This window comes from Streptococcus shenyangsis, from assembly GCF_006385785.1.
In the GTDB taxonomy this organism is placed as follows: Bacteria; Bacillota; Bacilli; order Lactobacillales; family Streptococcaceae; genus Streptococcus; species Streptococcus shenyangsis.
Genome location: NZ_VFSH01000016.1, coordinates 16,153 through 42,726 on the forward strand (window position 1 = coordinate 16,153; position 26,574 = coordinate 42,726).

Annotated in this window: 19 protein-coding genes and 1 pseudogene; 5 read left to right on the forward strand and 15 right to left on the reverse strand. The window is 41.4% G+C overall.

What is annotated here, in order from left to right; all coding sequences use genetic code 11:
• Positions 1-110: 110 nt before the first annotated feature.
• The 7 genes from FJR77_RS09375 to FJR77_RS09405 all read right to left on the reverse strand — a co-directional run bounded on the left by FJR77_RS09375 (position 111) and on the right by FJR77_RS09405 (position 14,167).
• Complete coding sequence (locus FJR77_RS09375; RefSeq protein WP_140834631.1) at positions 111-7,043, reverse strand: SpGH101 family endo-alpha-N-acetylgalactosaminidase; 6,933 nt, start codon at positions 7,041-7,043, stop codon at positions 111-113.
• A 357-nt stretch (positions 7,044-7,400) separates the two neighbouring features.
• Entirely contained in the window at positions 7,401-8,129 is a 729-nt protein-coding gene (gene yaaA / locus FJR77_RS09380) for a peroxide stress protein YaaA (RefSeq protein ID WP_061759412.1), read from the reverse strand.
• 78 nt (positions 8,130-8,207) lie between these two features.
• The gene (locus tag FJR77_RS09385; protein WP_061759413.1) at positions 8,208-8,372 is read right to left on the reverse strand and encodes a YczI family protein; all 165 of its coding nucleotides are present in this window, start codon (positions 8,370-8,372) and stop codon (positions 8,208-8,210) included.
• A 161-nt stretch (positions 8,373-8,533) separates the two neighbouring features.
• Positions 8,534-10,129: a hypothetical protein gene (locus tag FJR77_RS09390; RefSeq protein WP_140834629.1), complete on the reverse strand. Its 1,596-nt coding sequence runs from the start codon at positions 10,127-10,129 to the stop codon at positions 8,534-8,536.
• A gap of 11 nt (positions 10,130-10,140) precedes the next feature.
• Positions 10,141-10,551: a peptide deformylase gene (locus FJR77_RS09395; protein WP_140834627.1), complete on the reverse strand. Its 411-nt coding sequence runs from the start codon at positions 10,549-10,551 to the stop codon at positions 10,141-10,143.
• A 115-nt stretch (positions 10,552-10,666) separates the two neighbouring features.
• On the reverse strand, positions 10,667-11,458 hold the full coding sequence (yghU, locus tag FJR77_RS09400) for a glutathione-dependent disulfide-bond oxidoreductase (protein WP_140834625.1): 792 nt from the start codon (positions 11,456-11,458) through the stop codon (positions 10,667-10,669).
• A 12-nt stretch (positions 11,459-11,470) separates the two neighbouring features.
• Positions 11,471-14,167, reverse strand: a complete 2,697-nt coding sequence (locus FJR77_RS09405; protein ID WP_140834623.1) for a cation-translocating P-type ATPase — start codon at positions 14,165-14,167, stop codon at positions 11,471-11,473.
• A gap of 306 nt (positions 14,168-14,473) precedes the next feature.
• Here FJR77_RS09405 and mntE point away from each other — a divergent pair, with 306 nt between their 5' ends.
• Positions 14,474-15,658 (forward strand): CDF family manganese efflux transporter MntE, encoded by a 1,185-nt coding sequence (gene mntE / locus FJR77_RS09410; protein WP_140834622.1) that lies wholly within the window; start codon positions 14,474-14,476, stop codon positions 15,656-15,658.
• A gap of 37 nt (positions 15,659-15,695) precedes the next feature.
• Here the strand turns inward: mntE and FJR77_RS09415 are convergent, their stop codons facing one another.
• From FJR77_RS09415 to cdaA, 8 genes are all read right to left on the reverse strand, one after another.
• Entirely contained in the window at positions 15,696-17,567 is a 1,872-nt protein-coding gene (locus FJR77_RS09415) for an ABC-F family ATP-binding cassette domain-containing protein (RefSeq protein ID WP_140834620.1), read from the reverse strand.
• Complete coding sequence (locus FJR77_RS09420) at positions 17,564-18,763, reverse strand: CCA tRNA nucleotidyltransferase (protein ID WP_140834619.1); 1,200 nt, start codon at positions 18,761-18,763, stop codon at positions 17,564-17,566. The genes FJR77_RS09415 and FJR77_RS09420 overlap by 4 nt, the downstream gene beginning before the upstream one ends.
• Positions 18,760-19,527 carry a 4-hydroxy-tetrahydrodipicolinate reductase gene (dapB, locus tag FJR77_RS09425; protein ID WP_140834618.1) on the reverse strand — a complete coding sequence of 256 codons (768 nt, stop codon included), beginning with the start codon at positions 19,525-19,527 and terminating at the stop codon, positions 18,760-18,762. Before dapB ends, FJR77_RS09420 begins: the two co-directional genes overlap by 4 nt.
• Before the next feature lie 155 nt (positions 19,528-19,682).
• Positions 19,683-20,531 carry a DegV family protein gene (locus FJR77_RS09430; protein WP_061088284.1) on the reverse strand — a complete coding sequence of 283 codons (849 nt, stop codon included), beginning with the start codon at positions 20,529-20,531 and terminating at the stop codon, positions 19,683-19,685.
• A 1-nt stretch (position 20,532) separates the two neighbouring features.
• A complete protein-coding gene (locus FJR77_RS09435; protein WP_140834617.1) occupies positions 20,533-20,907 on the reverse strand; it encodes a DUF1149 family protein in 375 nt (124 codons plus the stop codon).
• Between the two features lie 73 nt (positions 20,908-20,980).
• Positions 20,981-22,333, reverse strand: a complete 1,353-nt coding sequence (gene glmM / locus FJR77_RS09440; protein WP_140860131.1) for a phosphoglucosamine mutase — start codon at positions 22,331-22,333, stop codon at positions 20,981-20,983.
• Between the two features lie 25 nt (positions 22,334-22,358).
• Complete coding sequence (locus tag FJR77_RS09445) at positions 22,359-23,138, reverse strand: CdaR family protein (protein WP_001230936.1); 780 nt, start codon at positions 23,136-23,138, stop codon at positions 22,359-22,361.
• The gene (gene cdaA / locus FJR77_RS09450) at positions 23,125-23,982 is read right to left on the reverse strand and encodes a diadenylate cyclase CdaA (RefSeq protein WP_140834614.1); all 858 of its coding nucleotides are present in this window, start codon (positions 23,980-23,982) and stop codon (positions 23,125-23,127) included. The genes FJR77_RS09445 and cdaA overlap by 14 nt, the downstream gene beginning before the upstream one ends.
• Before the next feature lie 120 nt (positions 23,983-24,102).
• Between cdaA and FJR77_RS10385 the strand changes: the two genes are divergently transcribed.
• The 4 genes and pseudogenes from FJR77_RS10385 to FJR77_RS10540 all read left to right on the forward strand — a co-directional run.
• A complete protein-coding gene (locus tag FJR77_RS10385) occupies positions 24,103-24,252 on the forward strand; it encodes a hypothetical protein (RefSeq protein ID WP_235888732.1) in 150 nt (49 codons plus the stop codon).
• A gap of 19 nt (positions 24,253-24,271) precedes the next feature.
• The gene (locus FJR77_RS09455; RefSeq protein ID WP_140834613.1) at positions 24,272-25,240 is read left to right on the forward strand and encodes an NAD(P)/FAD-dependent oxidoreductase; all 969 of its coding nucleotides are present in this window, start codon (positions 24,272-24,274) and stop codon (positions 25,238-25,240) included.
• A gap of 550 nt (positions 25,241-25,790) precedes the next feature.
• A complete protein-coding gene (locus FJR77_RS09460) occupies positions 25,791-26,366 on the forward strand; it encodes a hypothetical protein (RefSeq protein WP_000593540.1) in 576 nt (191 codons plus the stop codon).
• 143 nt (positions 26,367-26,509) lie between these two features.
• Positions 26,510-26,574: pseudogene (locus tag FJR77_RS10540) on the forward strand (transposase); the annotation flags it as partial.

A 26,574-nucleotide genomic window follows, 5' to 3' on the forward strand; every position in this document is an offset into this window, starting at 1 on the left:
TTTCCCTTTAGAAAAAGAGAGGACCTAGAGGTCCTCTCTGGGCATTCTTTTTTCTCCACTAGAACAAGCAGAGAGTTTGAGCTCCCTTTTAATGAAAACTCTTGTATATTCTAATCTTCTTTTCTCTTTGCAAGAAATAGAGCAGACATTGCTAGACTGAGGCTGGCAAGGAAGAAGAGCTTATCTGACTGGCTAGTTCCAGTGTTTGGAAGTTTAGCAGTCATTTCTTCTTTTGCTTCTTCTATCTTCATTCCTGGTTTAGACCTATCAACTGATTGATGTTCAACTGCTTGTTCTGCTGAACTCTGTTGCTTCTGATTGAATTGATCTGTTGATGGAGTTTGTGCCTTACCTCCAACTTCTTCAGTTGATGGAGTCTGCGCCTTAGCTCCAGGTTCTTTAGTTGATGGAGTCTGCGCCTTAGCTCCAGGTTCTTCAGTTAATGGTGATTCTTGTTTAGAAACTTGTTTATAAACAACAGCATAATGTCCTAGTTGACTTGTTGTGAATTCAATTGTTCCCTGACCATTTGTAAAGTTTACTGACTCACCTGATGCAGTATAGTATACCCCAGCCACTTCACCAGAAACCGGTACTCTAACAAGGACTGCACCTTTCGGCTGAACTTTATGATTATCCTTATCTACCAGATGAAGAGAATAAGCATCAAATTCCATACCTTGTAAGCTTTGGTCTGTTACTTTTTGAACTTGAAGGTGCATGTCTGGTGCCAAGTCTCTTGCTAGTCCTGCAACTACAACTCCTGTTGATTTATCTGATAAGACACGAACGTCCCCAGTTGGTTTGTCTACCGTAGGTGCTGCTTGGTCACCTGCTGTTCCCATTGCACCTGTATATTCTGGAACTTCATGTACAGCTGATTCTACCGCATTCACACTTCCAGTGAACTCTGGAACCTCTTTTACAGCCACTTCATCTCCTGCTGTCCCTACTACTCCTGTATACTCTGGTGCTTCATTAATAGCTGATTCGCCACCGTTTACACCACCTGTGAATTCCGGAACTTCAATGACTGGTGCTACTTGGTCACCCTTGCTTGATGTTGGAGTTTCAGGTTTCGGTTCTGGAGTTGGAGTAGGTGTTTCATCTTTCAATTGATCAAGATAATCTGCAAAGTATTTAATCATTCTATTTGTCAAGAGATGATTATCTGTTGCAAATTTCATGCTGGCAACAACACTTGCTACTTCCTCTTGATTGCTCTTATCAGCCAATTTTTGAGCTTTAGCTAAAGCAGCTTCATAGGCTGCAGTATCAAGACCTGCTTCAGTCACTTGTGGACGAGTGAAGATCAATTCTGCAGCTGATTGATATTGATTGCCACCATCTCCGTAAGTTCGTGTTCCTGTTAGAACAATCTTCTTAGCTTTGATCGTCTTTCCAAAGTTGATATCTTTAGGTTTGTTATTATCAGCCCAATTTGTTGCATTGAAAGTATGTTCCTTACCTGTTTCATCAGTTACGACAAGAGTCACATCTCTCAGATTACCGTTTGAACCGGAACCACGTGGAACATAATGGAAACCAGTAATTTCAGTCGGTTCTTTCAAGACCATTGTAGCTGGCTTGCCAACATCTCCTCCGCCCCATGATGTATGCCATAAACTAGATAAGTTTCCATCAAAGGCATTTGCAAGACCTTCACCAGCCTGAGCAGGAGCACTTAAGGTTGCAAAATCATCTGTCACAAGAGCTGTTTTCTTCATCACTAAAGCATCTTTAAGAGCATTGACTTTAGCGATTTCTGCTTTAGCTTCTTCTACACTAATATCATCGTCTGCTTGACTGAGGTTGAAGACTGCTTCTTTCAAAGCATCCATCGTTTCTTTAGTATAGTTATCCATCGAAACAGTCGGAAGATAGTTCTTAACAGCATTTTCTGCCATCATCTTACCAGTCAAGACAATTTCTTCAATTTGAAGTCTGTCCATGATGAAATCATTGTAACCACGGAAATTCGCATTACCACCAGAATCTCCACGAGTATTGCTTGCATTTCCTGTAGAGTAGATACCTACCCATGTATCGCCAGTTTCAGCACCTGTCACGAGGAAAGTTGCGCGTTTAGCTTTTTTAGAATCTGTCCATGAGTTTGGTAATTCATGCATTTCCAAATTACTTGCCTGTCCAGATTGGAATTCTCCTTTACCGACTACAAAGGCATAAGTATTGTCAGATCCAGCTTCATAGTCAAATGTAATACGATAGGTCTTACCTGCTTCAAAGCGGAAGTTTTGTGGAATTGTTTGGTAAACCAAGTTACGACGGCTCACAAGACCGTTTGTCTTGAGTGACCAATTTCCTTCGATAACGTCATCAACTTTCTTGCCATTCCAGTCACGTTGTGTGTATGGACCATGTTTTTCAGACAAGTGAGTACGGTTGTCTTCAACACCTTCGATACCACCGATGACAAATGGGAAGATACCTTGACCCACATTTTCAAAGTCTTGTTTGAAGACACCTGTTGCAGTATCATGACCGTCACCGTACATATTTGATTCATTTTCAAAGGTACGAATTTCATCGAAGTAAGTTGCTTCATCACCTGCTTCACGACTCAAGGTCAAGGTTACATTTGATACATCTGAACCTGTTGTGAAGAAAGCATACATGTTTTGGAAGTAACTTGTGTTATCAACCGTTGCATTGCTTCGACGAGTATTGTGAGCATAGGCTTTTACATAGTTGAGGGCGAGTGACTTGTTGGTGTAGTTAGTTACTTCTTTTTCACCAGTATTAACGGTAATACTTGCTTTAGCATTACTACGGTTGTCTACACCGACATAGACTGCGTATTTAGTATTTGGCTTCAAGCCAGTCAATTTTTGAGTGAGACTAACTTTTTCTTTATTGCCTTGGATGCGGAGCATTTGATTTGCACCTTGAGACTTCACGATTTCAGCCTTAGACGCATCTCCCGAAATCTTCCAATGATTCAAAGATTCGCTGTTAAATCCTTGGTCATAGATATGCATTCCTTCACTCCATGACATTTCAGGATTTGTTTGTTTAGAACGATAGAGAACATATGGCTGATTTGCAGTAAGATCAAGGGTAATCTTACCGTCTTTCACGGCAACTTCTTTTTCCTCAGTCTTACCTTGGTCAGTTAGTTTATAAAGGTAAACCTTACTATTCGCCCAGTCGCTAGGAAGCGTCCAAGTTGTTGCACCTTTTTCAGTATTGAAATAGTACATTTTTTCCTTGTCGCTCGCAAGCTTGTTACCGTTCGCATCCCAGTTCCAAGGTGTCAAGTAAGCTGAACCATCTTGAATCACACGACCATTGAGCGTAACTGTACGTTCACGATATTGTGGACTGTTGACATCGTTTGATTTACGAGTTACCACAACCTTGTTATTTGCAGCATCGACCAATTCTACTTTCATTTCTGGAGTCCATTTATAGGTACTACCATTGTCAGTCATGGTTACTGGTTTGCCATCTTCCCATTTGCTGACTGTGAAGTGTTGGAAGTACTTAGTCATAACGTCATGAGCAAACAAGTTTGTTACATAACCGTTATAGTCACTACGTCCTTGCCATCCTTCAAAGTCCTTCATGCTATAACCGCCTAGAAGTGGATAGTCAGCTGCACCACCGTAACTTCTGTAGTCACCAACCCAAGAATCTTTTTGGTGGTTACGGATAAAGCGAGTAATGGCACTGTTAATACCTTTATTTGTATAGCCACCGTAGGTCAAGTCAGCTGCCCAATGTTGGAAGGTAGAATCATATTCACCACCATGGCCCCACTCAATAGCAAAGCGCCAACCTTGTTTGTTAATTTCTTTCGCAATAACGTGAGTTGCCCAGGCACCATTGTCACCTGATTGACCGTTACCCCAAACGTCGACGTAGATGAAGTCTAGGCCTTCACCCAACTCTTTCTTCAACTCTTCCCAACGAGCTAGACGTCCATGAGCCAAGTCATAACCAGCATCAATATTGATACCTTGGTCAAGCCAATTCCAACCGTAGCTGTAGCTACCATCTGCATTTTTACGAAGAATATTTTCATTAAAATATTTAGACTCAGGATAGGTTTCTGAAGCGTTAACGTGGATACCGAGGTGGGCACCATATTTCTTAGCTTTCGCAATAAGAGTCTTAAAGTCTTCGACACCACCAATACGTTTACCGATATCCGCGTAGTTCAAGTGTCCAGAGTCATGTCCTTCACTTCCGTATCCCTTAAGAAGTACACCTTGACCAAGACCATCTGTATGAAGGTTAATCTTCTTGATACCATCCAAGGTCATGAGGAATGGGTTTTGCGCTTGTGAACCAAAGTTCATAGCGATACGATAAGCTGTGATGTCTTTAACTTTTTCCCAACCTTGAGGGTTATTCATGATACTACGATAAGCAATCGCACCATCTTGCCAATCTACTTTATGGTCAGCATTGGCATCTTCTGTGATGACAACTTTAGCACTTGGAAGTTCTTTGGTATATTCTGGGAAGACAATACCATTATGAGCTTTTTCCCATTGCCATTCAGAACTATGAATTTCCACGTAGTTGGCATTGCCAATCGTATTCTTATAAGCTGTCAAACGTGTCCAGTCGTAAGAACCACCACCATAGCTATTTTGCGAATTACTCCATACACCTGCCGCAAGCTTGTCTGTTGAAACAAATCCGTACATATACCCTTTAGCTAATTCTTTCATTGGATTTGTTACTGCGATATGGTCATCACCACTTACATGAGTATTGTTTGACATGGTTGCCCCATCAAACTTAGCTCCTGCTTGGTCGCTTGAAACAGATACCAAGGCATTTCCTAGGAAGCTGATTGAAGAAAGTAATTTACGTTCGTCATCAATCTTTTGTCCTGGTGTCACTTGGTTATGGTTGACAATCTTAGTCACATCAAAGTGAAGTTGGTTGTCCACTACTTGCAAACGAACGGTCATATCTGCATTGATGAGATTTTTCTCATCACGGAGTTTCATGTCATACTCAGCAGTCGTTGCATTAACCTTTTTATAGGTAACTTCAGGAGTCACAGCGTGCTTGTTGATCACAACTTGATTAATTGGTTGAACTTGTCCTGGAAGCTTGTTTCCATTTAGAACATATTCTTTAACACGTGGGAAGGCTTGGTCGATAACTGCTTTCAATACTGTAGATTGAATAGTGTCGTATTTTACATTGCTATCATCTACTGTATCGCCCTTTTCTTTTTTAGTCGATTCTTGATCGCTTTTAACTCCTTCTTGGTTGTCAGTTTTGACATTGACAATTGTTCGTTCGCTACTGTTATAGGTTCCAGCTTTAAGAACGATTTTCTTCTCATCTTTTAGTTTATCATTTACTGCAGATGGCAAGGTCACTGTGTCAAAAAGTTTCACATCATTGTTAGTTGCATTGAGCTGTCCATCTGATTTTAGACTGATCGTCAAATGGTTCTCAGATCCATTTACTGGAGCTGCAACTCGTCCACCTTGATACCAAAGTCCACTACCATTTGTCTTGTATTCCCAGAACCATCCACCTTGGTCATATCCTACAAAAACGTTGTTATCTGTGTCTTTAAATTTCATGAAGACACCGAAGCGAGACTTACCTGTCTCGGATTCTTCTTTAAAGGTCAAATCAACGGTAGCATTCCCATTAGCATCTACTGTCAAACCATCTTTTTCAAACAAGGCTGGTTTTTTACCATTGTCATTTTGAGCAGTTGAAGCTAGTTGGTTGTAACGAACTCCTTTTTCTTCACGGACAGTTACTGTTCCCTGTTGTTCTTTCTTTTCAACTGTTTTCCATTCTGGAGTGACTTCTTTTGATTCAGTCGGTTTAGTTTCAGCTGGTTTATTTTCTGCTGGTTTGTTTTCTGCCGGCTTATTGTCAGCTGGTTTTTCTTCTTTAGGTTTATCCTCTTTTGGTTTTTCTTCCTTGTTTTCCACTTGTTTATCGAGAGCATCTAGACCAGCTGGTTTCCTTGTTTCAATACCCTTGATATAGTTTTGGATCCACTCTAGCTGAGCAGGTGAGAAGAGAATACCTCCACTACGTTTACCAGAGACACCATTTTGGTGGATACCAATCAATTTCCCATTTTCATCGAAGATTCCACCACCACTGGCACCTGGTTCACTTCCTTGATAGCTAATTCCACGAACACCTTCTCCGTGATTGTTAATGTCCTCAACCCTTGTATTCAGAATCGGATCAAGTTCTCCTTTTGGATATCCAAATACATGGACCTTATCTCCTACCTTAGTTGTTGCAGGCTTCTCAGACACTTCAACGGGAGCATTTGCAAGAGGTGTACGAAGCTTAACAATTGCCAAGTCATTTTTATAGCCTTTGAGGAAGCCTTCACGGTCCCAGTGTTTTACATCATTCTTACTAAATTTGACATCTGGTGCTCCTTTGTAAGAAACTGTATAGACATCTCCATCACTCTCAACATTATCAGCTACCTTACGATTATTACCATCTGGAACATCTTTGATAAAGTTATGAGAAACAGATAAAACTAGATTTTCCCCAATAACGATACCACTGCCAATCCCCGCAGCGCTTTTAATTTCAACAGTCGCACCATAGTTTAATTCACCATTTTTTGTTTTAGCGACATCTTCTGGAACTAAGCTTTTATCCTCTTTTTCTAATTCTTCTTTTGAGGCAGTGTGGCCATTTTCTTCAGCCTTATCAAGTTTTCCACGTAGTTCATCAGGAAGAGTATCTGAAGCTGAAGAGCTTGTTGCAGTTTCTTTTTCTTTTGCCAGTAATTCTTCTTCAGTCTTTGGTCCTTCAGTTACTTCAGGAGAACCTTGGTCTTCACCAGCTTTTGGTGCTTCAAAATCATGCCCTCCGTCCTCTTTAGCATTTGCAAGAGCTGCAGCCAAATCAGCAGGCATATTTGCTGTTGAACCTGTTTGTGCAGAATCTGCTAGGACAGTACTAGTTCCAAAGAAAGCTGCACCAATCATGACAGAAGCAACCCCTAATGAAAATTTTCGAATACTATATTTACAACGTTTTTCAAACAATCCTTTATCCATTAAGTCCTAAATCCTTTCACTATATACGTAAGCGTTTACATCTGCTGTTTAAAAAAATACTCCTTTCTGTCTAAAAAGTGTAACACTTACGTCATTAAATAAAAAATAATTACACTTTTAATATAACAAATGATAGGAAATAAAGCAATAGAAAAGATAGGAAATGACTAATTTTTTCTTTCAATCCTAGTAAAATTAAAGTATAAAATCTCCAAAATACTCTAGAAAAATAAAATACATATCATCAAATTTTTTCAATATCTGATAATATGCATTTTTCTGATTTTAAAGACTCTTTATCCAACCTCATGCGTTTTAAAAACGAAGAAGTTGAGCCTCAATTTGAATTGTTCTCTTTCATACTTCCTTAACAAAAACCAATTCCTGTTGCTGGGATAAATCTTCTCGGTAGACAAATCCAGCAAAGCTTAAGAGACGAGCTTCCTCCACCGTCTGTACTTGATTTTCTATCAGGGCTGTTAGGAAGGCACCACGCGCTTTCTTCGAAATAGTTGAATGAATCTTCAGCTGACCATCCTTGTCCTCCATGAATTTGAAGGTCACCATTTTTTCTCTAATTTCCTTAGAAAATACAGTCTCAAACTCGGACGACAAGAGGGAGAAAATTACTTCTTCCTGCGTCACAGCTTCATCGTAGGCTACCTTCCAATGGCTCTTCAAAGTCTTACCAGCGACTTTTAACTTCATCAAAAAGTCCAAACGGTGAGGGGACATGGGTGACAAGGCTGGAACGACACCGTACAAAGCCGAGGTAATGAAGACATGATTTTCAAGATAGACTTGTTCTGCCTCGGTCAACTTATCTCGCTTGATGTGACGGTACATAAGCCCATCAAAAAGTTTCAAGGCTGGGTAGTGTTGAGCAGTTTGTTTTTTTAAAGCTTGGATATGTTGAAATTCTTCCACTGCCTTCTCAGCTGATACCTTGTAAAAACTCTCCAATTGACTAGCAGAATAGAGGGCCAAGGCATCCAGCACGGCCTGGCTTTCTGGTTTTAAAGAAGTTGCTTCGATACTTGGCAAATCTGAGTTCATTTCTTTTGCTGTTGGGATTAAAATTTTCATATTGATAGTGTAGCATATTTTTTAGCTACTACCAAGAAATTCATCTGAAAAACCTCGGTTTGACCGAGGTTCCTCTGTTTATTTGGGCCATCCTAACCAGATAGCCACGAGAACAAGGGCTGTGCCAGCTAAGCTTGTTAAGATAGATAAGAATTTATCTTTTTTCTCCTTGAACTGAGAAAAACCTATCTTCAAAGCGAGCAGTCCGAGTAGCATTGAAGCAAGCATCACATAAAAACCCATTTCTTTGTCCTCCATTAGACTTAATTTACCTTATTATCACATATATTTCTTAAATAAATCTTTTTTATACTCAATGAAAATCAAAGAGCAAACTAGCCGCAGACTGTACTTGAGTACGGCAAGGCGACGTTGACGTGGTTTGAAGAAATTTTCAAAGAGTATTACTGCACTTTAAAGGTCTTAAGATAATTATCTTTTCCTACTTGACCTTCGAAGGTTTTACCATTTTCAAGGTAAGGAAGGTCATCTGATACTGAGGCCTTAACCTTGTAAATCTTGCCATCAACTTTAAAGAAGTAGACGGTGTCGCCCTTGATAACAGCTGATTTGAGGTCTGCTACCACACCCTTGATGCTTTCTGTGGTTTCATTATCAATTTCAAGGTCGTTTTTATTGGCGTACTTGCTGAGCAGTTCTTCTACTGTCGTGGCTACGATAACATTTTGGTACTCGACTGCGTCTACCAAAGCATACTCTTTGACCAAACCAGCATTGTCCTTCAAGCCCATGATGTAGAGAGGCTTGTCATTGAGGTTGATGAGGATTGGGAAGGTCGCCTTGTAGGATTTCTCCTGAACAGCACCTTCGGCTGATTCACGGGCTGATTCTTCGGTCGCGGAAGCCAAGCTATACTTCGTGATTTCTCCTGTTCGCATATTTTCAAGGATGAAACCAAGATTACTTTCATCCGCATTGGCCGACGTCACACCTGTGTATAGGTAGATGTCATTACCGATAGACAAGTAATTATAGCCCTTGGTAGTCTGGGTCACATTTTTCTTGGAAATCATGGCATTCCAGAAACCATCCTTGTACTTGCCGTTGTAGTTGATTTGCTCAATGGTTTCCTCAGCTGGATAAACCCTGTCCACCCATTCTGGAACATCTGCCAAACTGTATTCCTTGGTATCTCCATTTGTGGCATCCAAGATAATGACTGAAACAGGACGGGGAACCGCAAGTCCAAATTGCTTTTGGTAAACCGTTGCTACATAGAAAGGATTACCCTCATCGTCCACCTCGAAAGATGGAGTCTTGAAGATTTTGGTTGGGTACTTAAAGCGCAGGTGACGCTTGACATCACGATTAAAATACTCCGAGTCTGAATATTTGATTGGTGTCTTCAAGTCCACCAAATTCGCATTTCCAGTTACCATGTCCACCTTGATATACTCGCCGATTCCCTTGGCCTGATTATTAAACCACTTGATAGGATCTGCATATTCTAGTGGCGTAACTCGATAAGGTTTCCCATCAATCGTCAATTGGGTATAGGTGTCTGCCGCTACGTACTGCGACACCTTATCTGTTAGGGAACCCAAGTAGCGGTCACCAATTTTTTCAGCAGTACTTCTATCTAGAATAGGAACCTTACTGGTGTCAGTCTTAGGAAATTCAGTAAAGTCTTTTTCCGTAACCGTGACTACATTGGCATAATTTTTAGCCTGAAAAATGCTGGAAGTTACCAAGGAAACCAAAGCTGCCAAGAGAAGAATCCCTCCAATAGAAGCAAAAAGAACTTTACCTAACCGATTGATTTTGAAACCTTCAAGATTTAAGGCAGCTTCCGCCTTGCCGTGGCGCACATGGACTGTTTTGACCAGATTGATTCCCTTGCCAAAGCCAAATAAGATTGCCACAAGCAGCAAATGCCCACAGAGAAAAAAGAGAAATTCCCAGCTGGTCAGGTTAAGAGGCGGTAAAAAGATATACCAGGTCGTTGCGATAAAAATAAATTCAAAGACTATTCGTTTCATTTGCTTTCCTCCTAAATGATTCGTCCTTCCAAGTGATCTAGTTCATGCTGGCAAATCTGAGCTGGGAAGCCTGTCAAGGTAATAGTCTGTTCCTGCCACTTGCTGTCACGATAGGAAATCCTTATAGTTTCATAACGCTTAGTTGGTCTCACACCTACCAAGGACAAACAGCCTTCTTCTGTCTCATAAGGTTCTTCAAAGGACAGGAGAACTGGATTAAACATGACCACGGGAACCAAGCCAAGATTAAAGATAATCACGCGCTTCTGCACCCCAATCATATTGGCAGCCAGACCAACACAGGTCTCACGATTTGCTAAGAGTGTATCCTGCAAATCTCTGGCAAGATACAGATCTTCCTGACTTGCCGGCTGAGATACCTGAGATAAAAATAAGATATCCTTCACAATTTTCTTTTCCACTTCCTCACACTCCTCTTGATGTTTACTATATTATAGCAATTATAGCACAAAAGCCGATAACTGCAAGCCCTTTCCCTCAACTGTAGCAAAAAGCCATCCGAAGATGACTTTTTCGCTATTTAATTTCTTTGTAAGTTACTTCCATACCACGCTTAACAGCTGGACGGTTGGCAATTTTTTCTGCCCAGTTTACTAGATTCTGATAACTTGAGGCATCTAAAAATTTTGCAGAACCTTGATAAAGGTTTCCTTGAACTAACTGTCCATACCAAGACCAGATAGCAATATCTGCAATCGTATAGTCATTGCCTGCAATATAAGGTTTCTTAGCCAATTCCTTATCCAATAAATCCAACTGGCGTTTCACTTCCATCGTAAAGCGATTAATTGGATATTCCAATTTTTCAGGGGCATAATTAAAGAAATGTCCAAATCCCCCACCTAGAAAAGGTGCAGCACCTGCTTGCCAGAATAGCCAATTCAAAACTTCTACCTTTTCCACAGGATTGCTTGGTAAAAAGGCTCCAAATTTCTCAGCAAGATAAAGGAGAATATGAGCAGACTCAAAGACTCTTACTTCTTCAGTACCTGACTGGTCCAGCAAGGCTGGAATCTTGGAATTTGGATTGAGCTTTACGAAGTCTGAACCGAATTGATCCCCATCCATGATAGCAATCTTATACAAGTCGTAAGCCGCTTGCTCAAAACCAGCTTCTAGTAATTCTTCCAATAAGATAGTGACCTTCACACCATTTGGTGTTCCCAGTGAATAAAGCTGAAAAGGTCGTTCTCCTTTTGGTAAGTCTTGTTCGAAACGGGCACCTGCTGTTGGTCTGTTTAGTCCCGTAAAGGCTCCTTGATTACTAGCTTCATCCTGCCATACGGTCGGTAATTGATAAGCTGACATCAGAAACCTCCCTTAAATCGCATTCTTGTCAAAACCTAGTTTGCGTTGAATAAACTTAACAATTTCGACAATAATAATCATTGAGAAGCTTCCGCCCATAACGATTCCCCATTGTGACAAGTCTAGTTTGGTTACGTGGAAGATTCCTTCAAGCGGTTCTACGACGATAGTTGCCATGAGAAGAATGAAGGATACCAAGATAGACCAGTTAAAGGTCTTAGATTTAAATGGGCCGACTGTCAAGATGGATTGGTAGACAGATTTCACATTGTAGGCATGGAAGAGCTGAATCAAACCAAGGGTTGCAAAAGCCATAGTAAGGGCATCTGCATGAATGGCATGATTGTCACCCACATGAACTGGGTAAGCAATCGCAAGACCATAAACACTCATAACAATAGCTGCTTGGAGTACACCTTGATAGATGATAGAACTGAAAACACCACCTGAGAAGAAGCTTGCCTTGCGTCCACGTGGTTTATGATTCATGACACCAGGCTCAGCAGGTTCAACACCTAGAGCGATAGCTGGGAAAGTATCGGTTACCAAGTTGATCCACAAGAGATGAACTGGCTGCAAGACATCCCAACCAAACAAGGTTGATAGGAAGATGGTCAATACTTCAGCAGTATTGGCAGAAAGCAGGTATTGAATGGTCTTTTGAATGTTTGAGAAGACCTTACGTCCTTCTTCAACTGCAACAATGATAGTCGCAAAGTTATCATCTGCAAGAATCATGTCAGAAGCCCCCTTAGAAACCTCTGTACCAGTGATTCCCATACCGATACCGATATCGGCTGTTTTCAGAGCTGGCGCATCATTGACACCATCACCTGTCATGGCAACGACCTTACCTTGTTTTTGCCAGGCCTTAACGATACGAACCTTGTGCTCTGGAGACACACGGGCATAAACAGAATACTGGCCAACAACTTTTTCAAAGTCTTCATCTGACAGTTCATTGAGTTCAGCACCAGTTAAAACGTGGCCTTCTGTATCATTTGCATCGATGATTCCCAAACGTTTGGCAATAGCTTCTGCAGTATCTTGATGGTCACCCGTAATCATGATTGGACGAATTCCCGCTTCCTTCGCCACACGAACAGCCTCAGCAGCTTCAGGACGTTCAGGGTCAATCATCCCAATCAAACCAGTAAAGATTAAATCATTTTCAAGTTCTTCAGAAGTGAGATTTTCTGGAATGCTATCGATAATCTTATACGCACCTGCAAGGACACGCAAGGCTTGGTGGGCCATTTCAGAGTTGTTTGTATGAATGAGGTTTGTAACCTTCTCATCAATCGGAGCAATATCTCCAGCCTTATCACGAAGAACACAACGTTTCAAAAGTTGGTCTGGCGCACCTTTGACTGCCACAAGGAAACGACCATCTAGCAATGGGTGAACTGTTGACATGAGCTTACGGTCAGAGTCAAATGGCAACTCAGCTACACGAGGATATTTGTCTAAAAATCCTTTGACATCGTAGCCCTTGTCCAAGGCATATTGGATGAAGGCTGTTTCTGTTGGGTCACCAATCAAGTTGCCTTCCACATCGATTTTAGTATCGTTTGCCAAGACAACTGAACGAAGAAGGGGCATTTCAAGACCTAGTTCAATGTCATCAGCTGAGTCATGTAGAACTGCATCGTAGAAGACTTTTTCGACGGTCATCTTGTTCATAGTCAGCGTACCAGTCTTGTCAGAAGCGATGATCTCAGTTGAACCAAGTGTTTCTACTGCTGGCAATTTACGAACGATAGAGTTACGTTTAGCTAAGACTTGCGTACCAAGGGCAAGAACGATCGTTACGATAGCCGGGAGCCCTTCTGGAATGGCTGCAACGGCAAGCGCAACAGAGGTCATCAACTCACCAAGTGGATTTTTTCCTTGAATGAAAACTCCAACTACAAAAGTAACAAGGGCAATAACCAAGATAGCATAGGTCAAGACCTTAGAAAGATTGTTCAAGTTTTGTTTGAGTGGTGTATCTGTCTCATCCGCATCTTGAAGCATACCAGCGATGTGACCAACTTCAGTGTACATACCTGTATTGACAACAACACCCATCCCACGACCATAGGTTACGTTAGAGTTTTGGAAGGCCATGTTGACACGGTCACCAATACCAGCATCTGTCGCAAGCTCGACTGACAAGTCTTTTTCGACTGGCACAGACTCACCTGTCAAAGCAGCTTCTTCAATTTTAAGAGAGTTGGCTTCTAGCAAACGTAGGTCCGCTGGCACCACGTCACCTGCTTCAAGGGCAACGATATCTCCAGGTACCAATTCTTTAGAGTCAATCTCAGCCATGTGGCCATCACGAAGAACGCGGGCAGCTGGACTAGACATGGATTTGAGGGCTTCGATCGCTTCTTCGGCTTTCCCTTCTTGGTAAACACCAAAGGCAGCGTTGATGATAACCACAGCTAGGATGATAATGGCATCAGCGATATCTTCCCCTCCAGAAGTCACGACTGATAAGATTGCTGCCGCAACTAGGATGATAATCATCAAATCCTTAAATTGCTCGATGAATTTGACCAGTATTGATCGTTTGTCTCCTTCTTCGAGTTCATTGTGGCCAAATTCAGCAAGGCGTTTTTCCGCCTCACTTGATGACAAACCTTGCTCGGTCGCATCCACAGCCTTCAAGACCTCTTCAGGACTTTGAGTATAAAACGCTTGGCGTTTTTGTTCTTTTGACATGTGTCTCCTCCTTGACATTGTGTGCAAAACAGGCTCTCTTTTTCCCATCGTATCTTTTCACGACAAACAAAAAGAGACCTGTTAATCATAACAAGTCTCGCTGTTTAAGATAGGGCCGGAAAACATACTTTTCAGTATAAAATTCGGAATGACGACACTATCACAGGTTTCTGCCAGCTACTCCCTTGAGTAGTACTATTATACCAAATTTTGGGAAGTTTTAAAAGAGTAAAAACTACCTTATTTGAATTTTCCCTTGAAAACCAGTATAATGGTAAAATGCTATGTGACTAGAAAGGAAGTTGAATGAAGCAATCTATTTCAAATCTCAAGTTAGCTGAGCGTGGGGCCATTATCAGCATTTCGACCTACCTGCTCTTATCTGCAGCCAAATTGGCAACTGGTCACCTCCTTCATTCATCCAGTTTGGTGGCCGATGGTTTCAACAACGTGTCGGACATCATTGGAAATGTGGCCCTCTTGATTGGTATTCGAATGGCGCGCCAGCCTGCTGACCGAGACCACCGTTTTGGCCACTGGAAGATTGAAGATTTGGCTAGCTTGATCACTTCCATCATCATGTTTTATGTTGGCTTTGATGTGCTGAGGGACACCATTCAAAAGATTCTCAGCCGGGAAGAAACGGTCATTGATCCTCTGGGTGCAACTCTAGGAATCATTTCTGCAGCGATAATGTTTCTGGTCTATCTCTACAATACTCGCCTCAGTAAGAAATCTAACTCCAAGGCACTGAAGGCTGCTGCCAAAGACAATCTTTCTGACGCTCTTACCTCACTTGGTACCACCATTGCCATCCTGGCTAGCAGTTTCAATTATCCCATTGTGGATAAATTGGTTGCTATCATCATCACTTTCTTTATCTTGAAAACTGCCTATGATATCTTCATCGAGTCTTCCTTTAGCCTTTCAGATGGTTTTGATGACCGTCTGCTTGAGGAATATCAAAAAGCCATTATGGAAATTCCTAAAATCAGCAAGGTCAAATCGCAAAGAGGTCGCACCTACGGTAGCAACATCTACCTGGATATTACGTTGGAGATGAATCCTGACTTGTCTGTTTATGAGAGTCATGAAATCGCGGATCAAGTCGAGTCTATGCTGGAGGAACGTTTTGGCATCTTCGATACCGATGTCCATATCGAGCCAGCACCTATACCTGAGGATGAGATTTTAGACAATGTCTACAAAAAATTGCTTATGCGCGAACAATTGATTGACCAAGGAAATCAACTGGAAGAACTCTTGGCTGATGATTTTGTCTATATTCGTCAAGATGGAGAACAGATGAATAAAGAGGCCTATAAAGCCGAAAAAGAGTTAAATTCAGCTATCAAGGATATCCAGATCACTTCCATCAGTCAAAAGACCAAACTCATCTGCTATGAGTTAGATGGTATCGTCCATACCAGTATCTGGCGTCGCCACGAAACCTGGCAAAATATCTTTCATCAAGAAACCAAAAAAGAATAGAGAAATCCTGTCCATGAGACGGGATTTTTCCATTCTTCTAGCTATCAAACTCACTTAAATATTCATAGCGTTCGTATTTTTCAAGGAGTGCTTCGTTTTTCTCATCCAGTTCTTTTTGGAGAGTAGCCAGCTTACCAAAGTCAGAGCCGTTGGCCTGCATCTCCTCTTCAATAGCAGCGATACGGTTTTCCAAGGCTTCAATATCGCCTTCAATGCTTGCCCACTCCTGCTTTTCTTGATAGGTCATGCGTTTCTTGTCTTCTCTGACCTTGACGACCTTCTCCTTTTCAGCCTTTTGAACTTGATTGACCATCTCTGTTTCAAAGGCTTTTTCATCAAGATAGTCTGTGTAATGACCAAAGAAAGGACGAATCTTGCCATCTTCAAAAGCCAGAATCTTGGTCGCTACCTTATCCAAGAAATAGCGGTCGTGACTAACAGTCAAAACTGGACCAGCAAAGCCTTGCAAGAAATTCTCCAAAACTGTCAAGGTTGCAATATCCAGATCATTGGTTGGCTCGTCCAAGAGAAGAACATTTGGTTTTTCCAAGAGCAATTTGAGGAGATAAAGACGTTTTTTCTCGCCGCCAGACAACTTCTCAATCAAGGTTCCATGCGTCGAACGTGGGAAAAGAAACTGCTCCAGTAATTCTGCAATAGAAGTCGTAGAACCACCGCTGGTCTTGACCTCTTCTGCCACTTCCTGCAAGTAATTGATCACTCGCTTGCTTTCATCCAGACCCTCAATTTGCTGAGAGAAATAGGCGATGCGAACAGTTTCCCCTATCACAACTTGACCTGCTGTCGGCTCAAGACTTCCTGCAATCAAGTTAAGGAGAGTTGATTTCCCAACACCGTTGTCCCCAACAATTCCAATACGATCTTTAGCCTGCACCAAGAGATTAAAATCTTGCAAAATAGGCTTGTTTTCATAGGCAAAGGAAACATCCTGAAACTCGATGACTTTCTTCCCAATACGACTGGTTTCAAAGTTCATAGTCAAGTCTGTCTCAGCACTACTGCCTGAAACCTCTTTCTTCAAGTCATGGAAACGATTGATACGAGCCTGCTGCTTGGTCGCACGCGCCTGCGGTTGCCTGCGCATCCAGGCCAATTCTTGCTTATAAAGTTGTTCCTTTTTGTGGAGAAGAGCCGCATCGCGCTCATCCTGTTCTGCCTTAAGGCGAACATAGTCCTGGTAATTTCCTTGGTATTCTGTCAAGCCCGCTCGGTCCAACTCGAAAATACGTGTTGATAAAGCGTCTAGGAAATAACGATCATGGGTGATAAAAAGGACGGTTTTCTTAGAATTTTTCAAAAAGAGGGTCAGCCACTCAATAGTCGCAATGTCCAGATGGTTAGTCGGCTCATCCAAAAGCAAGAGGTCGTGGTTGCCAAGTAAAACTTGCGCCAACTGGACCCGTCTTCTCAGACCACCTGACAATTCCCCAACAGGAATAGATAAGTCCTGAATACCTAGCTTGCTGAGAACGGTCTTGACCTGACTCTCAATTTCCCAAGCTTGAAGAGAATCCATCTCAGCCATGACACGTTCCAAACGAGCCTGTTTGTCTTCACTGTAGTTGAGCATGATCAACTCATACTCACGAATGAGCTGGATTTCCTTGAGGTCACTAGATAGAACCGTATCCAAGACAGTCTTGCTATCATCAAAATCAGGATCCTGAGTCAAGTAACCAATCTGGTAATCATTCTTAGCTGAAAAAGGACTAACATCCCCATCAAAGCCAGAAACACCGGAAAGAACATCTAAAAGGGTGGTCTTGCCAGTCCCATTGACACCAATCAAACCAATTCTGTCTAGATCATGGATGATAAAGGAAATATCCTTAAAAACGGTCTTGTCACCGACGGATTTACTTAGTTTTTCAACGATAAAATCACTCATTTTTTCTCCCTCAGATAAGCATGGATGGCTTGACGGTCATTTTCCAATTCTCCATCGACAATAGCATATTCAATATCTGTTAAAATCTCTCCCAAGTCTGGGCCCGGATGATAACCATATTCCTTGATTAAAATACCACCGTTGATTTGGATTTCTTTCTTATCATGAATTGTCAAACTCTGGTAAGTTTCTGTGATAGCTTGTGGGTTGACTTCTTTTCCTTGAGCCTGACGAAGATTTTCAGCCTGTAAAAGTAAATCCAAGTCAAAGCGGTAACAATCGCGCTTGCTCAATTCTCCCTTTTCACGCAGAGCCAAAATAGTCAGTAAATCCTGTACCTGCTTGGCAAATTGACGAGAGGTCTTCCAAGCCTTCAAAAATGGCTGTGCATCTTTAATCTCCAGAGCCCACAGTAGAGCCGCCCAAGCTTGTTCAGAGGATTCAAAAGTGAAATCATTCTCCAAATCAAACAATCTGTTGAGCTTATCTTGGCTAGATGCCATATCAGGGAGATAGTCATAAGCTTGACTCTCAACCATGGAAGACAAACCCCTTCTCCAAAACGGAGCCAGCAAGAGTTTATCAAACTCGACGAAGGTACGCTCTACAGAAATTTTCTCCAAAAGCGGCGTCAAGATCTTCATAGCTTTAAATGTTTCTGGCTCAAGTTCAAAGCCAAGACTGGCCTGAAAACGGAAACCACGCATAATCCGCAAAGCATCTTCGTTGAAACGTTCACTAGCCACTCCAACTGCTCGCAAAACTTGATTTTCCAAATCCTCTAAACCATGAAACAAGTCAACGATTTCCCCTGTCTCGTCCAAGGCAAAGGCGTTGACTGTAAAATCACGACGCTTGAGGTCTTCTTCTAGCGAACGCACAAAGGAAACCGCACTAGGCCTACGATAGTCCACATAGACATCCTCTGTCCGAAAAGTAGTCACCTCATACTCCTCGTCTCCATATAAGACCAAGACAGTTCCATGTTCAATTCCGATATCGGCTGTTCGTGGGAAAATCTGCTTGGTCTCTTCAGGATAAGAAGACGTCGCTATATCCACATCGTGGATGGGACGATTGAGAAGGGCATCTCGAACAGAGCCTCCAACAAAATAAGCATCAAAGCCTGCTTCTTTAATTTTTTCTAATACTGGTAAAGCCTTCTGAAATTCAGAAGGCATTTTCGTTAATCTCATAATAAGTGTTCTAATCCATAGACAAGCTCATGACGCTTGACAACTTCTTTAATTCCCAAATTCACTCCTGTCATGAAGGAGCTGCGATCATAGGAGTCATGACGGAGGGTCAATCCTTCTCCCTGATTGCCAAAGATGACTTCCTGATGGGCTACTAAGCCTGGCAAACGAACTGAGTGGATGCGCATGCCATCAAAATCAGCACCACGGGCACCTGCAATCAATTCTTCCTCATCAGGCGCACCTTGCTGGATTGATTCACGAACTTCTGCCATCAACTCAGCTGTTTTAATAGCTGTTCCACTCGGAGCATCCTTTTTCTTGTCATGATGGAGCTCGATAATCTCCACATTTGGGAAATATTTGGCAGCCTGCGTAGCAAATTGCATAAGCAAGACAGCACCCAAGGCAAAGTTAGGGGCAATCAAACCACCCAAATCTTGGGTACGGGAAAATGCTTTTAGTTCTGCAATTTCTTCACTTGTGAAACCAGTCGTTCCAACTACTGGAGCAAAGCCATTTTCAAGAGCAAAGCGTGTATTTTCATAGGCAACAGTTGGAGTAGTAAAATCTACCCAGACATCCGCTTCAAAGCCTGCTAAATCAGCCTTATCCTTGAAAACAGGAATTCCTTGCCATTCTGATTCAGACTCAAAGGGATCCAAAACTGCTACCAAGTCCAAGTCTGAATCATCCAAGACCATCTGACAAGCAGCTTGGCCCATCTTTCCCTTAAAACCAGCAATAATTACTCGAATACTCATCTCTACTCCTGTCTAAGATACAAAGCCTGTAGGAACACAAAGTGAAAATAGGAGTTCTGATCAAGGAGCGTCTACTCCTTGGAAGAACTATCTTTTTCACACGGGGTTCCAGGCGTGTTCAACTGCTAACTTCTTAACTAGTCTAAAAGTGCCAACTAAATCACTGGAATATAACCCAGAGCAATACTTCCTGCTCCTAGGTGAGTTCCAATGACACTACCAAATGTAGCTAGTGAAATATCCGTACCCACTCCAGATTCAAGCAAGTGTTGACGCAATTCTTCAGCCTTTTCAGGAGCATTTCCATGAATGACAATGACCCGATATTGGCCTGAAGCTGTTGTTTCCTTAATGATTTCAATTAAGCGCTTGGTTGCTTTCTTTTCAGTACGAACTTTTTCGTAAACTTCAATCACACCTTGATCGTTAAAATAAAGGATTGGCTTAATGCTTAGCAGATTGCCCAAAATCGCAGCCCCATTTGAAAGACGTCCACCTTTCACCAAGTGGTCCAAATCATCTACCATGATAAAAGCTGACGTACGGCTGATTTGAATGGCTAGCTTATCCTGAATAATGGCAAAATCATCGCCCTGGTCTCGCCAGTTAAAGACACTTTCAACCATAATACCCAGCGGAGCACTTGTAATCAAAGTGTCTGGGAAAGCAATGGTCAAGCCCTCATAATCATCCACCATATACTGGATATTTTGGTAAAAACCTGAAATTCCAGAAGATAGGAAAAGCCCCAAGGCATGGGTATAGCCTTGTTCTTTGAGCGAAGTTAAGATTTCATCTAACTTGGCAATGCTTGGTTGACTGGTCTTAGGCAATTCAGAAGCCTGAGCCATTTTTTGATAAAATTCCTCAGCAGTCAGATTGATGCCTTCAACATACTCCTCACCATCAATATTGACAGGAATATCCAAGACAAACAAATCTTCTCTTTGCAAGGTCTCTGTACTGAGAAAGGCAGAGGAATCTGTAATAACAGCTAGTTTCATATTAGAACTCCAAATTGATTCCTGGTAAGTCTAATGCAATTTCAGTCACTTCATAAGTCAAACGATTGAGCATATTCAAACATGGACGAGCCAAAGTTTCCACTTCTTCTTGGCTCAATTCACTTGGTTCATTGACAATACGACCATCGATATGGTTCACCTGTGAAATGGTTCCACTAATGACAAACTTATCAAATACAATCATAAAACTCAAGACAACAATTAAGGAAGTCACTTGATTGTCTTGGTCATGTTGGAGCAATTGGAAGTTTACATCCACCTTGGTTTCAGGAGCTCCATTCTCATTTTCCCATTCAAAATTACGCGCATCAAAATGATACTGACTAACAAATTCTTGTTCACGTTTAAGATTCATGTCTCTCTCCCTTAGCTACAATATTATAAGCTATTGTACCATAATTTTTTATTTTCATCTAGTTTTCTAGGATTTAGTCAATCCCAATTTCAGCTCGAACTACATCAGCGATGGTATCAACATAGTAGTCCACTTCTTCTGTTGTAGGCGCTTCTGCCATAACACGTAAGAGGGGCTCTGTTCCACTTGGGCGAACAAGGATACGGCCATTTCCTGCCATTTCTTCTTCCATCTTCTCAATGATGGCCTTGATAGCTGGCACTTCCATGGCATTTTCCTTCATGGCATTTTCCACTCGGATATTGACTAATTTTTGTGGATAGATGGTTACTTCTGCGGCCAGCTCTGACAAGCTCTTACCAGTTTCTTTCATGATTTTCGTCAATTGGACAGCTGATAATTGGCCATCACCTGTGGTATTGTAATCCATCAAAATCACGTGCCCAGACTGTTCTCCGCCAAGGTTGTAGCCTGATTTTCTCATTTCTTCAACAACGTAGCGGTCACCGACTGCAGTGACTGCCTTGTTAATACCTTCACGGTCCAAGGCCTTGTGGAAACCAAGGTTAGACATAACAGTTGTCACGATTGTATTTTGGGCCAATTGTCCTTTTTCAGAAAGATATTTTCCGATGATGTACATAATCTTGTCACCATCAACGATATCGCCATTCTCATCAACAGCAATCAAGCGGTCACTGTCTCCATCAAAGGCCAGACCGATAGCTGACCCGCTTTCTTTGACCACTTCTTGAAGGGATTCTGGGTGGGTTGAACCAACATTAAGGTTGATGTTAAGACCGTCTGGTGTTTCCCCGATAATAGTCAATTGAGCTCCAAGGTCTGCAAAGATTTGACGGGCACTTGTAGACGCTGCACCGTTTGCTGTGTCCAAGGCAACCTTCATTCCTTCAAGAGGAGTTCCAGTTGAAACAAGATAGCCTTCATACTTACGCAAGCCTTCTGGATAATCAACTACAGTACCTAGACCTTCTGCACTTGGACGAGGAAGAATGTCTTCCGCAGCATCTAGCAAGGCTTCAATTTCTGCTTCTTTTTCGTCATCTAGTTTGAAGCCATCCCCACCAAAGAACTTGATTCCATTATCAAGGGCTGGATTGTGGCTAGCAGAAATCATGACACCTGCACTTGCTCCTTCAGTTTTAACCAAGTAAGCTACTGCTGGCGTTGCCAGAACGCCTAGTTTGTATACGTGAATACCAACTGAAAGGAGACCAGCTACCAAGGCAGATTCTAGCATTTCTCCTGAAATTCGTGTGTCACGTCCTACAAAGACTTTCGGTGCTTCCGTTTCATGTTGACTAAGAACATAGCCTCCAAAACGTCCTAGTTTAAAGGCCAATTCTGGTGTTAGTTCTACATTAGCTTCTCCACGGACTCCATCAGTCCCAAAATATTTACCCATTTTTATAAAATCCTTTTCCTATTTTTTAATTCGTTTTTGAACTAGTTGCTTTCGTTGACGAAGATGTCTCCGACGAACTGCTTGTAGTTGAATTTGATGTGCTTGAACTTGGTGTCACAGGTTTTGTAGTCACCTTCATTGTTGTGTCAAACGGAGTGATAACTGCCGGTAAGACAACCCCATTGCGGTCGATTGCCTGCAAAGGTACTGAACCACTGTAATTACCTGTTATGCGTTCGCTAGTTGGTAAAAGCGCAATAACTTTGTCAATCTTAGCTAATGTTTCTTGGTCAGTTGTGACAGAAACTCGTTCATTTGACACAGTTACACTATCAATTTGTAACTTGGGATCAATCTGGCTTTGGTCAACTTGCGGAACAACAATCATCTCATCTCGCTTAACCTTCTTCCCAACTTTCACTGTGATCTTTTGAGGCGTTGCCACAGCGGTCAATCCACTTGGAAGATTTTCAATATTCAAGGGAACTTCAATCGTTCCAACACTGGCATCCGTCAAATCAGCAGTAACTTTAAACTTACGAGTACTTTCCTGCATTTCGCTGGCCAAAGTCACACGATTGGCACCTGTCAGCACAACTGAAACTTCTGAAGCAAAACCACTAATAAAGTATTGACTATTATCATAGTGAATATCGATAGGAACATTTGCTATCGTATTGGTGTAGGTCTCTGATTTGACCTGCCTTGCGGTATTGCTATTTTGAAAGTTGGTAGACGTTGCATAAATGAATAAGACACAAGCAAAAAAGAGAGATGAAATGATATATAGACTATTTTTTCTCATATTTCCAACCTCCTAGCAAACGGTCCTTGAAACTGGCTTTTTCCTCAACAGCTGGCAAAAGAATTGTTCGTAGCTCTGCTTCAAATTCTTCAATCGTCAAGTCATGCTTGAAGACCCCATTGTAGGTAATAGAAATACCACCTGTTTCCTCTGAGACGATGAAGGTCAAGGCATCAGACACTTCTGATAAACCGATAGCCGCCCGGTGTCTGGTCCCAAATTCCTTGGAAATCCCTGTACTTTCTGTCAAGGGCAGATAGGCAGAGGTTACCGCAATTCGGTTTTCTCTGATAATCACAGCACCATCGTGTAGGGGAGTGTTAGGGATAAAAATATTGATGAGAAGTTCAGCCGAAATATTGGCATCCAAAGGAATCCCTGTCGCAATGTATTCTTGCAAGGTCCGAACTCGTTGAATGGCAACCAGGGCACCTATCTTACGAGGACTCATGTATTCAACTGACTTGACAAAGGAACGAATCATTTGCTCTTCTGCACTTATTTGAGTAGTAGAAAAGAAATCTGTCGCCCTTCCCAAGCGTTCCAAACCAGTCCGAATCTCTGGAGAGAAGATAACAACCACAGCAATGACTCCATAAGTGATAATCTGATTAATCAACCAAGAAATCGTGGTTAAACCAAGGATATTAGCTACAACCTGGGCTAATACAAAAATCAATACCCCCCGCACCAAAATCATAATCTTGGTACCAGCTATCGCTTTTGTAAAACGATACAAAACATAAGCCACAATCAAAATATCAAACACATTGATGGCAATACTCCAAGGACTAGAAAACAAGCTAGTCCAATATTGCAGGTTGGATAATTGTTGAAAGTTCATCTGCCGTCTCCTCTCTGTCCAAACACGTTCCTGTCTATTATACCATTTTTCTGGCATTTTTCCCCTATCCTACTTCATTTTAAATTAAGGAAAAAATATGATAAAATAAACTGATACTCAATGAAAATCAAAGAGCAAACTAGGAAGCTAGCCGCAGGTTGCTCAAAACAATGTTTTGAGGTTGTGGATAGAACTGACGAAATCAGTAACCATAGCTACGGTAAGGCGACGCTGACGTGGTTTGAAGAGATTTTCGAAGAGTATGACTAGAAAAAACAAAGGAGAAACCATGTCTCAACTCTATGATATTACCATTGTAGGTGGTGGTCCAGTTGGTCTTTTTGCGGCCTTCTATGCCCACCTACGCCAAGCCAAGGTCCAAATCATCGACTCTCTTCCCCAACTAGGTGGACAACCTGCTATTCTCTATCCTGAAAAGGAAATCCTCGACGTTCCAGGTTTCCCAAACCTGACTGGAGAAGAGTTGACCAACCGCTTGATTGAACAGCTAAACGGCTTTGATACCCCTATTCATCTCAACGAAACGGTTATTGAGATTGAAAAACAAGAAGAAGGCTTTGTAATTACAACTTCTAAAGGGAGTCACCTGTCTAAAACAGTTATCATTGCTATGGGTGGCGGCGCCTTCAAACCACGTCCTCTGGAACTAGAAGGCGTTGAGAACTATGAAAATATCCACTACCACGTTTCCAACATCCAGCAATATGCTGGTAAGAAAGTGACGATTCTTGGTGGGGGGGACTCAGCTGTGGATTGGGCTTTGGCTTTTGAAAAAATCGCGCCAACTACCCTTGTTCACCGCAGAGATAATTTCCGTGCCTTGGAACACAGTGTGCAAGCTTTGCAAGAATCATCTGTGACCATCAAGACACCATTCGTCCCTAGCCAACTCCTTGGAGATGGAAAAAAGCTTGACAAGTTGGAAATCACAAAAGTAAAATCTGATGAAACAGAAACGATTGACTTAGATCACCTCTTTGTCAACTATGGTTTCAAATCTTCTGTTGGTAACCTTAAAAACTGGGGGCTCGACCTCAACCGTCACAAGATTATTGTCAACAGCAAACAGGAATCTAGCCAAGCAGGTATCTATGCTATCGGTGACTGTTGCTACTATGACGGAAAAATTGACTTGATTGCGACAGGTCTCGGAGAAGCTCCAACTGCTGTCAATAATGCTATCAACTACATCGACCCTGAGCAAAAAGTACAACCAAAACACTCTACTAGTTTATAAAAAAGAACCACGAGTCACATAGGATTCGTGGTTTTAAAATGAACTACACCTCAAAAGTTAGACAGAAATACATCTAACTTCTGATATGCAGCCCACCTTCTCTTTGCTCTTGTTTGAATAAGAAATTTTTTGAAGAATCATTAGATTATACAAAGTATTCATATCAGCCTTTTAAAGCTATATAAAAACTCTCCAACTATTCTATTATACCATGTAAAAAAATAAATAAATAGACTTGTTTTTTTTCTTTTTTTGACGTATACTAATAATAGAAAGCGCTTTAAATAAAATAAAAGGAGGTTTTATGAGGAAAGTAAATAAGGACATTTTATTCTTAACTGGAATCATAGTTTTATGTTTTGGTTTTTTATTATTTCACATCAACCCCTATTATGCCGAACCCTATGCGACACTGAAAGAAAGAATAAATTTATTCTTTTGGCAACTATATTGGAGACCTGTAGGAACTCTCAGTATTATTTCGGGTTGCATTATAACTTTCAAAGGATTGAAAAAATAATCTTTTACTCATGAAGAAAGTAAATTTGTTATGATTAAACTGAAACTATTGTTTTTCTCTCTACTATCAAGTCTATTATTCTTAGTCACAACATCTACGGTTTTTGCTGATGTCTATCCTGGTACAAATTATGAAATTGTATCTAATCGTATTGTAAAAGATATCAACACAGGAGAGTTATTGTCATTTTATACGACTGAACTTAGAGACGCCTATTTAGAGTCTAAATCTACGTATCAGACTCGTTCTAATGCAACTGGTGTTGCAGACTATAGAACTAAATACTCTCACTCTTACAAGAAAAGCACCACATCAGGTCCTGTAAGTTCAACTGCCTATGGTGGAAAAGCTGGAGCTACTCTGACTGTAGGTGCAGGTGTTAGCTTTTCTGCTCCGGAGTCTGGAGCTGGACTTAGTTTAAATCACTCAGTCTCCCATAACGTACCACCCTACACTTATGGTTATATTAGACTAAAAGCATCTTACACAGTAAACGTTCGTAAACTAGAAGTTAGATACTTAGGCACCAACAAATGGGTTCCAGCTGGTGAAACCTCTACTATATCGAATGTTAGCGTTTGGAGCGAACTGGTCACTTGGAAATAACTCATTAGAGACTGGGTAAAAACTCAATTTCAGGAGAAAATGAAATAAATTTTCTCACAATAAAACGCATAGTATTACGGTTCAAGTTGAACTGCACCCCAAAAGTTAGACAGAAAAAATCTAACTTTTGGGGTGTTTTTATTATGAAATTAACTTATGATGATAAAGTTCAGATCTATGAACTTAGAAAACAAGGATATAGCTTAGA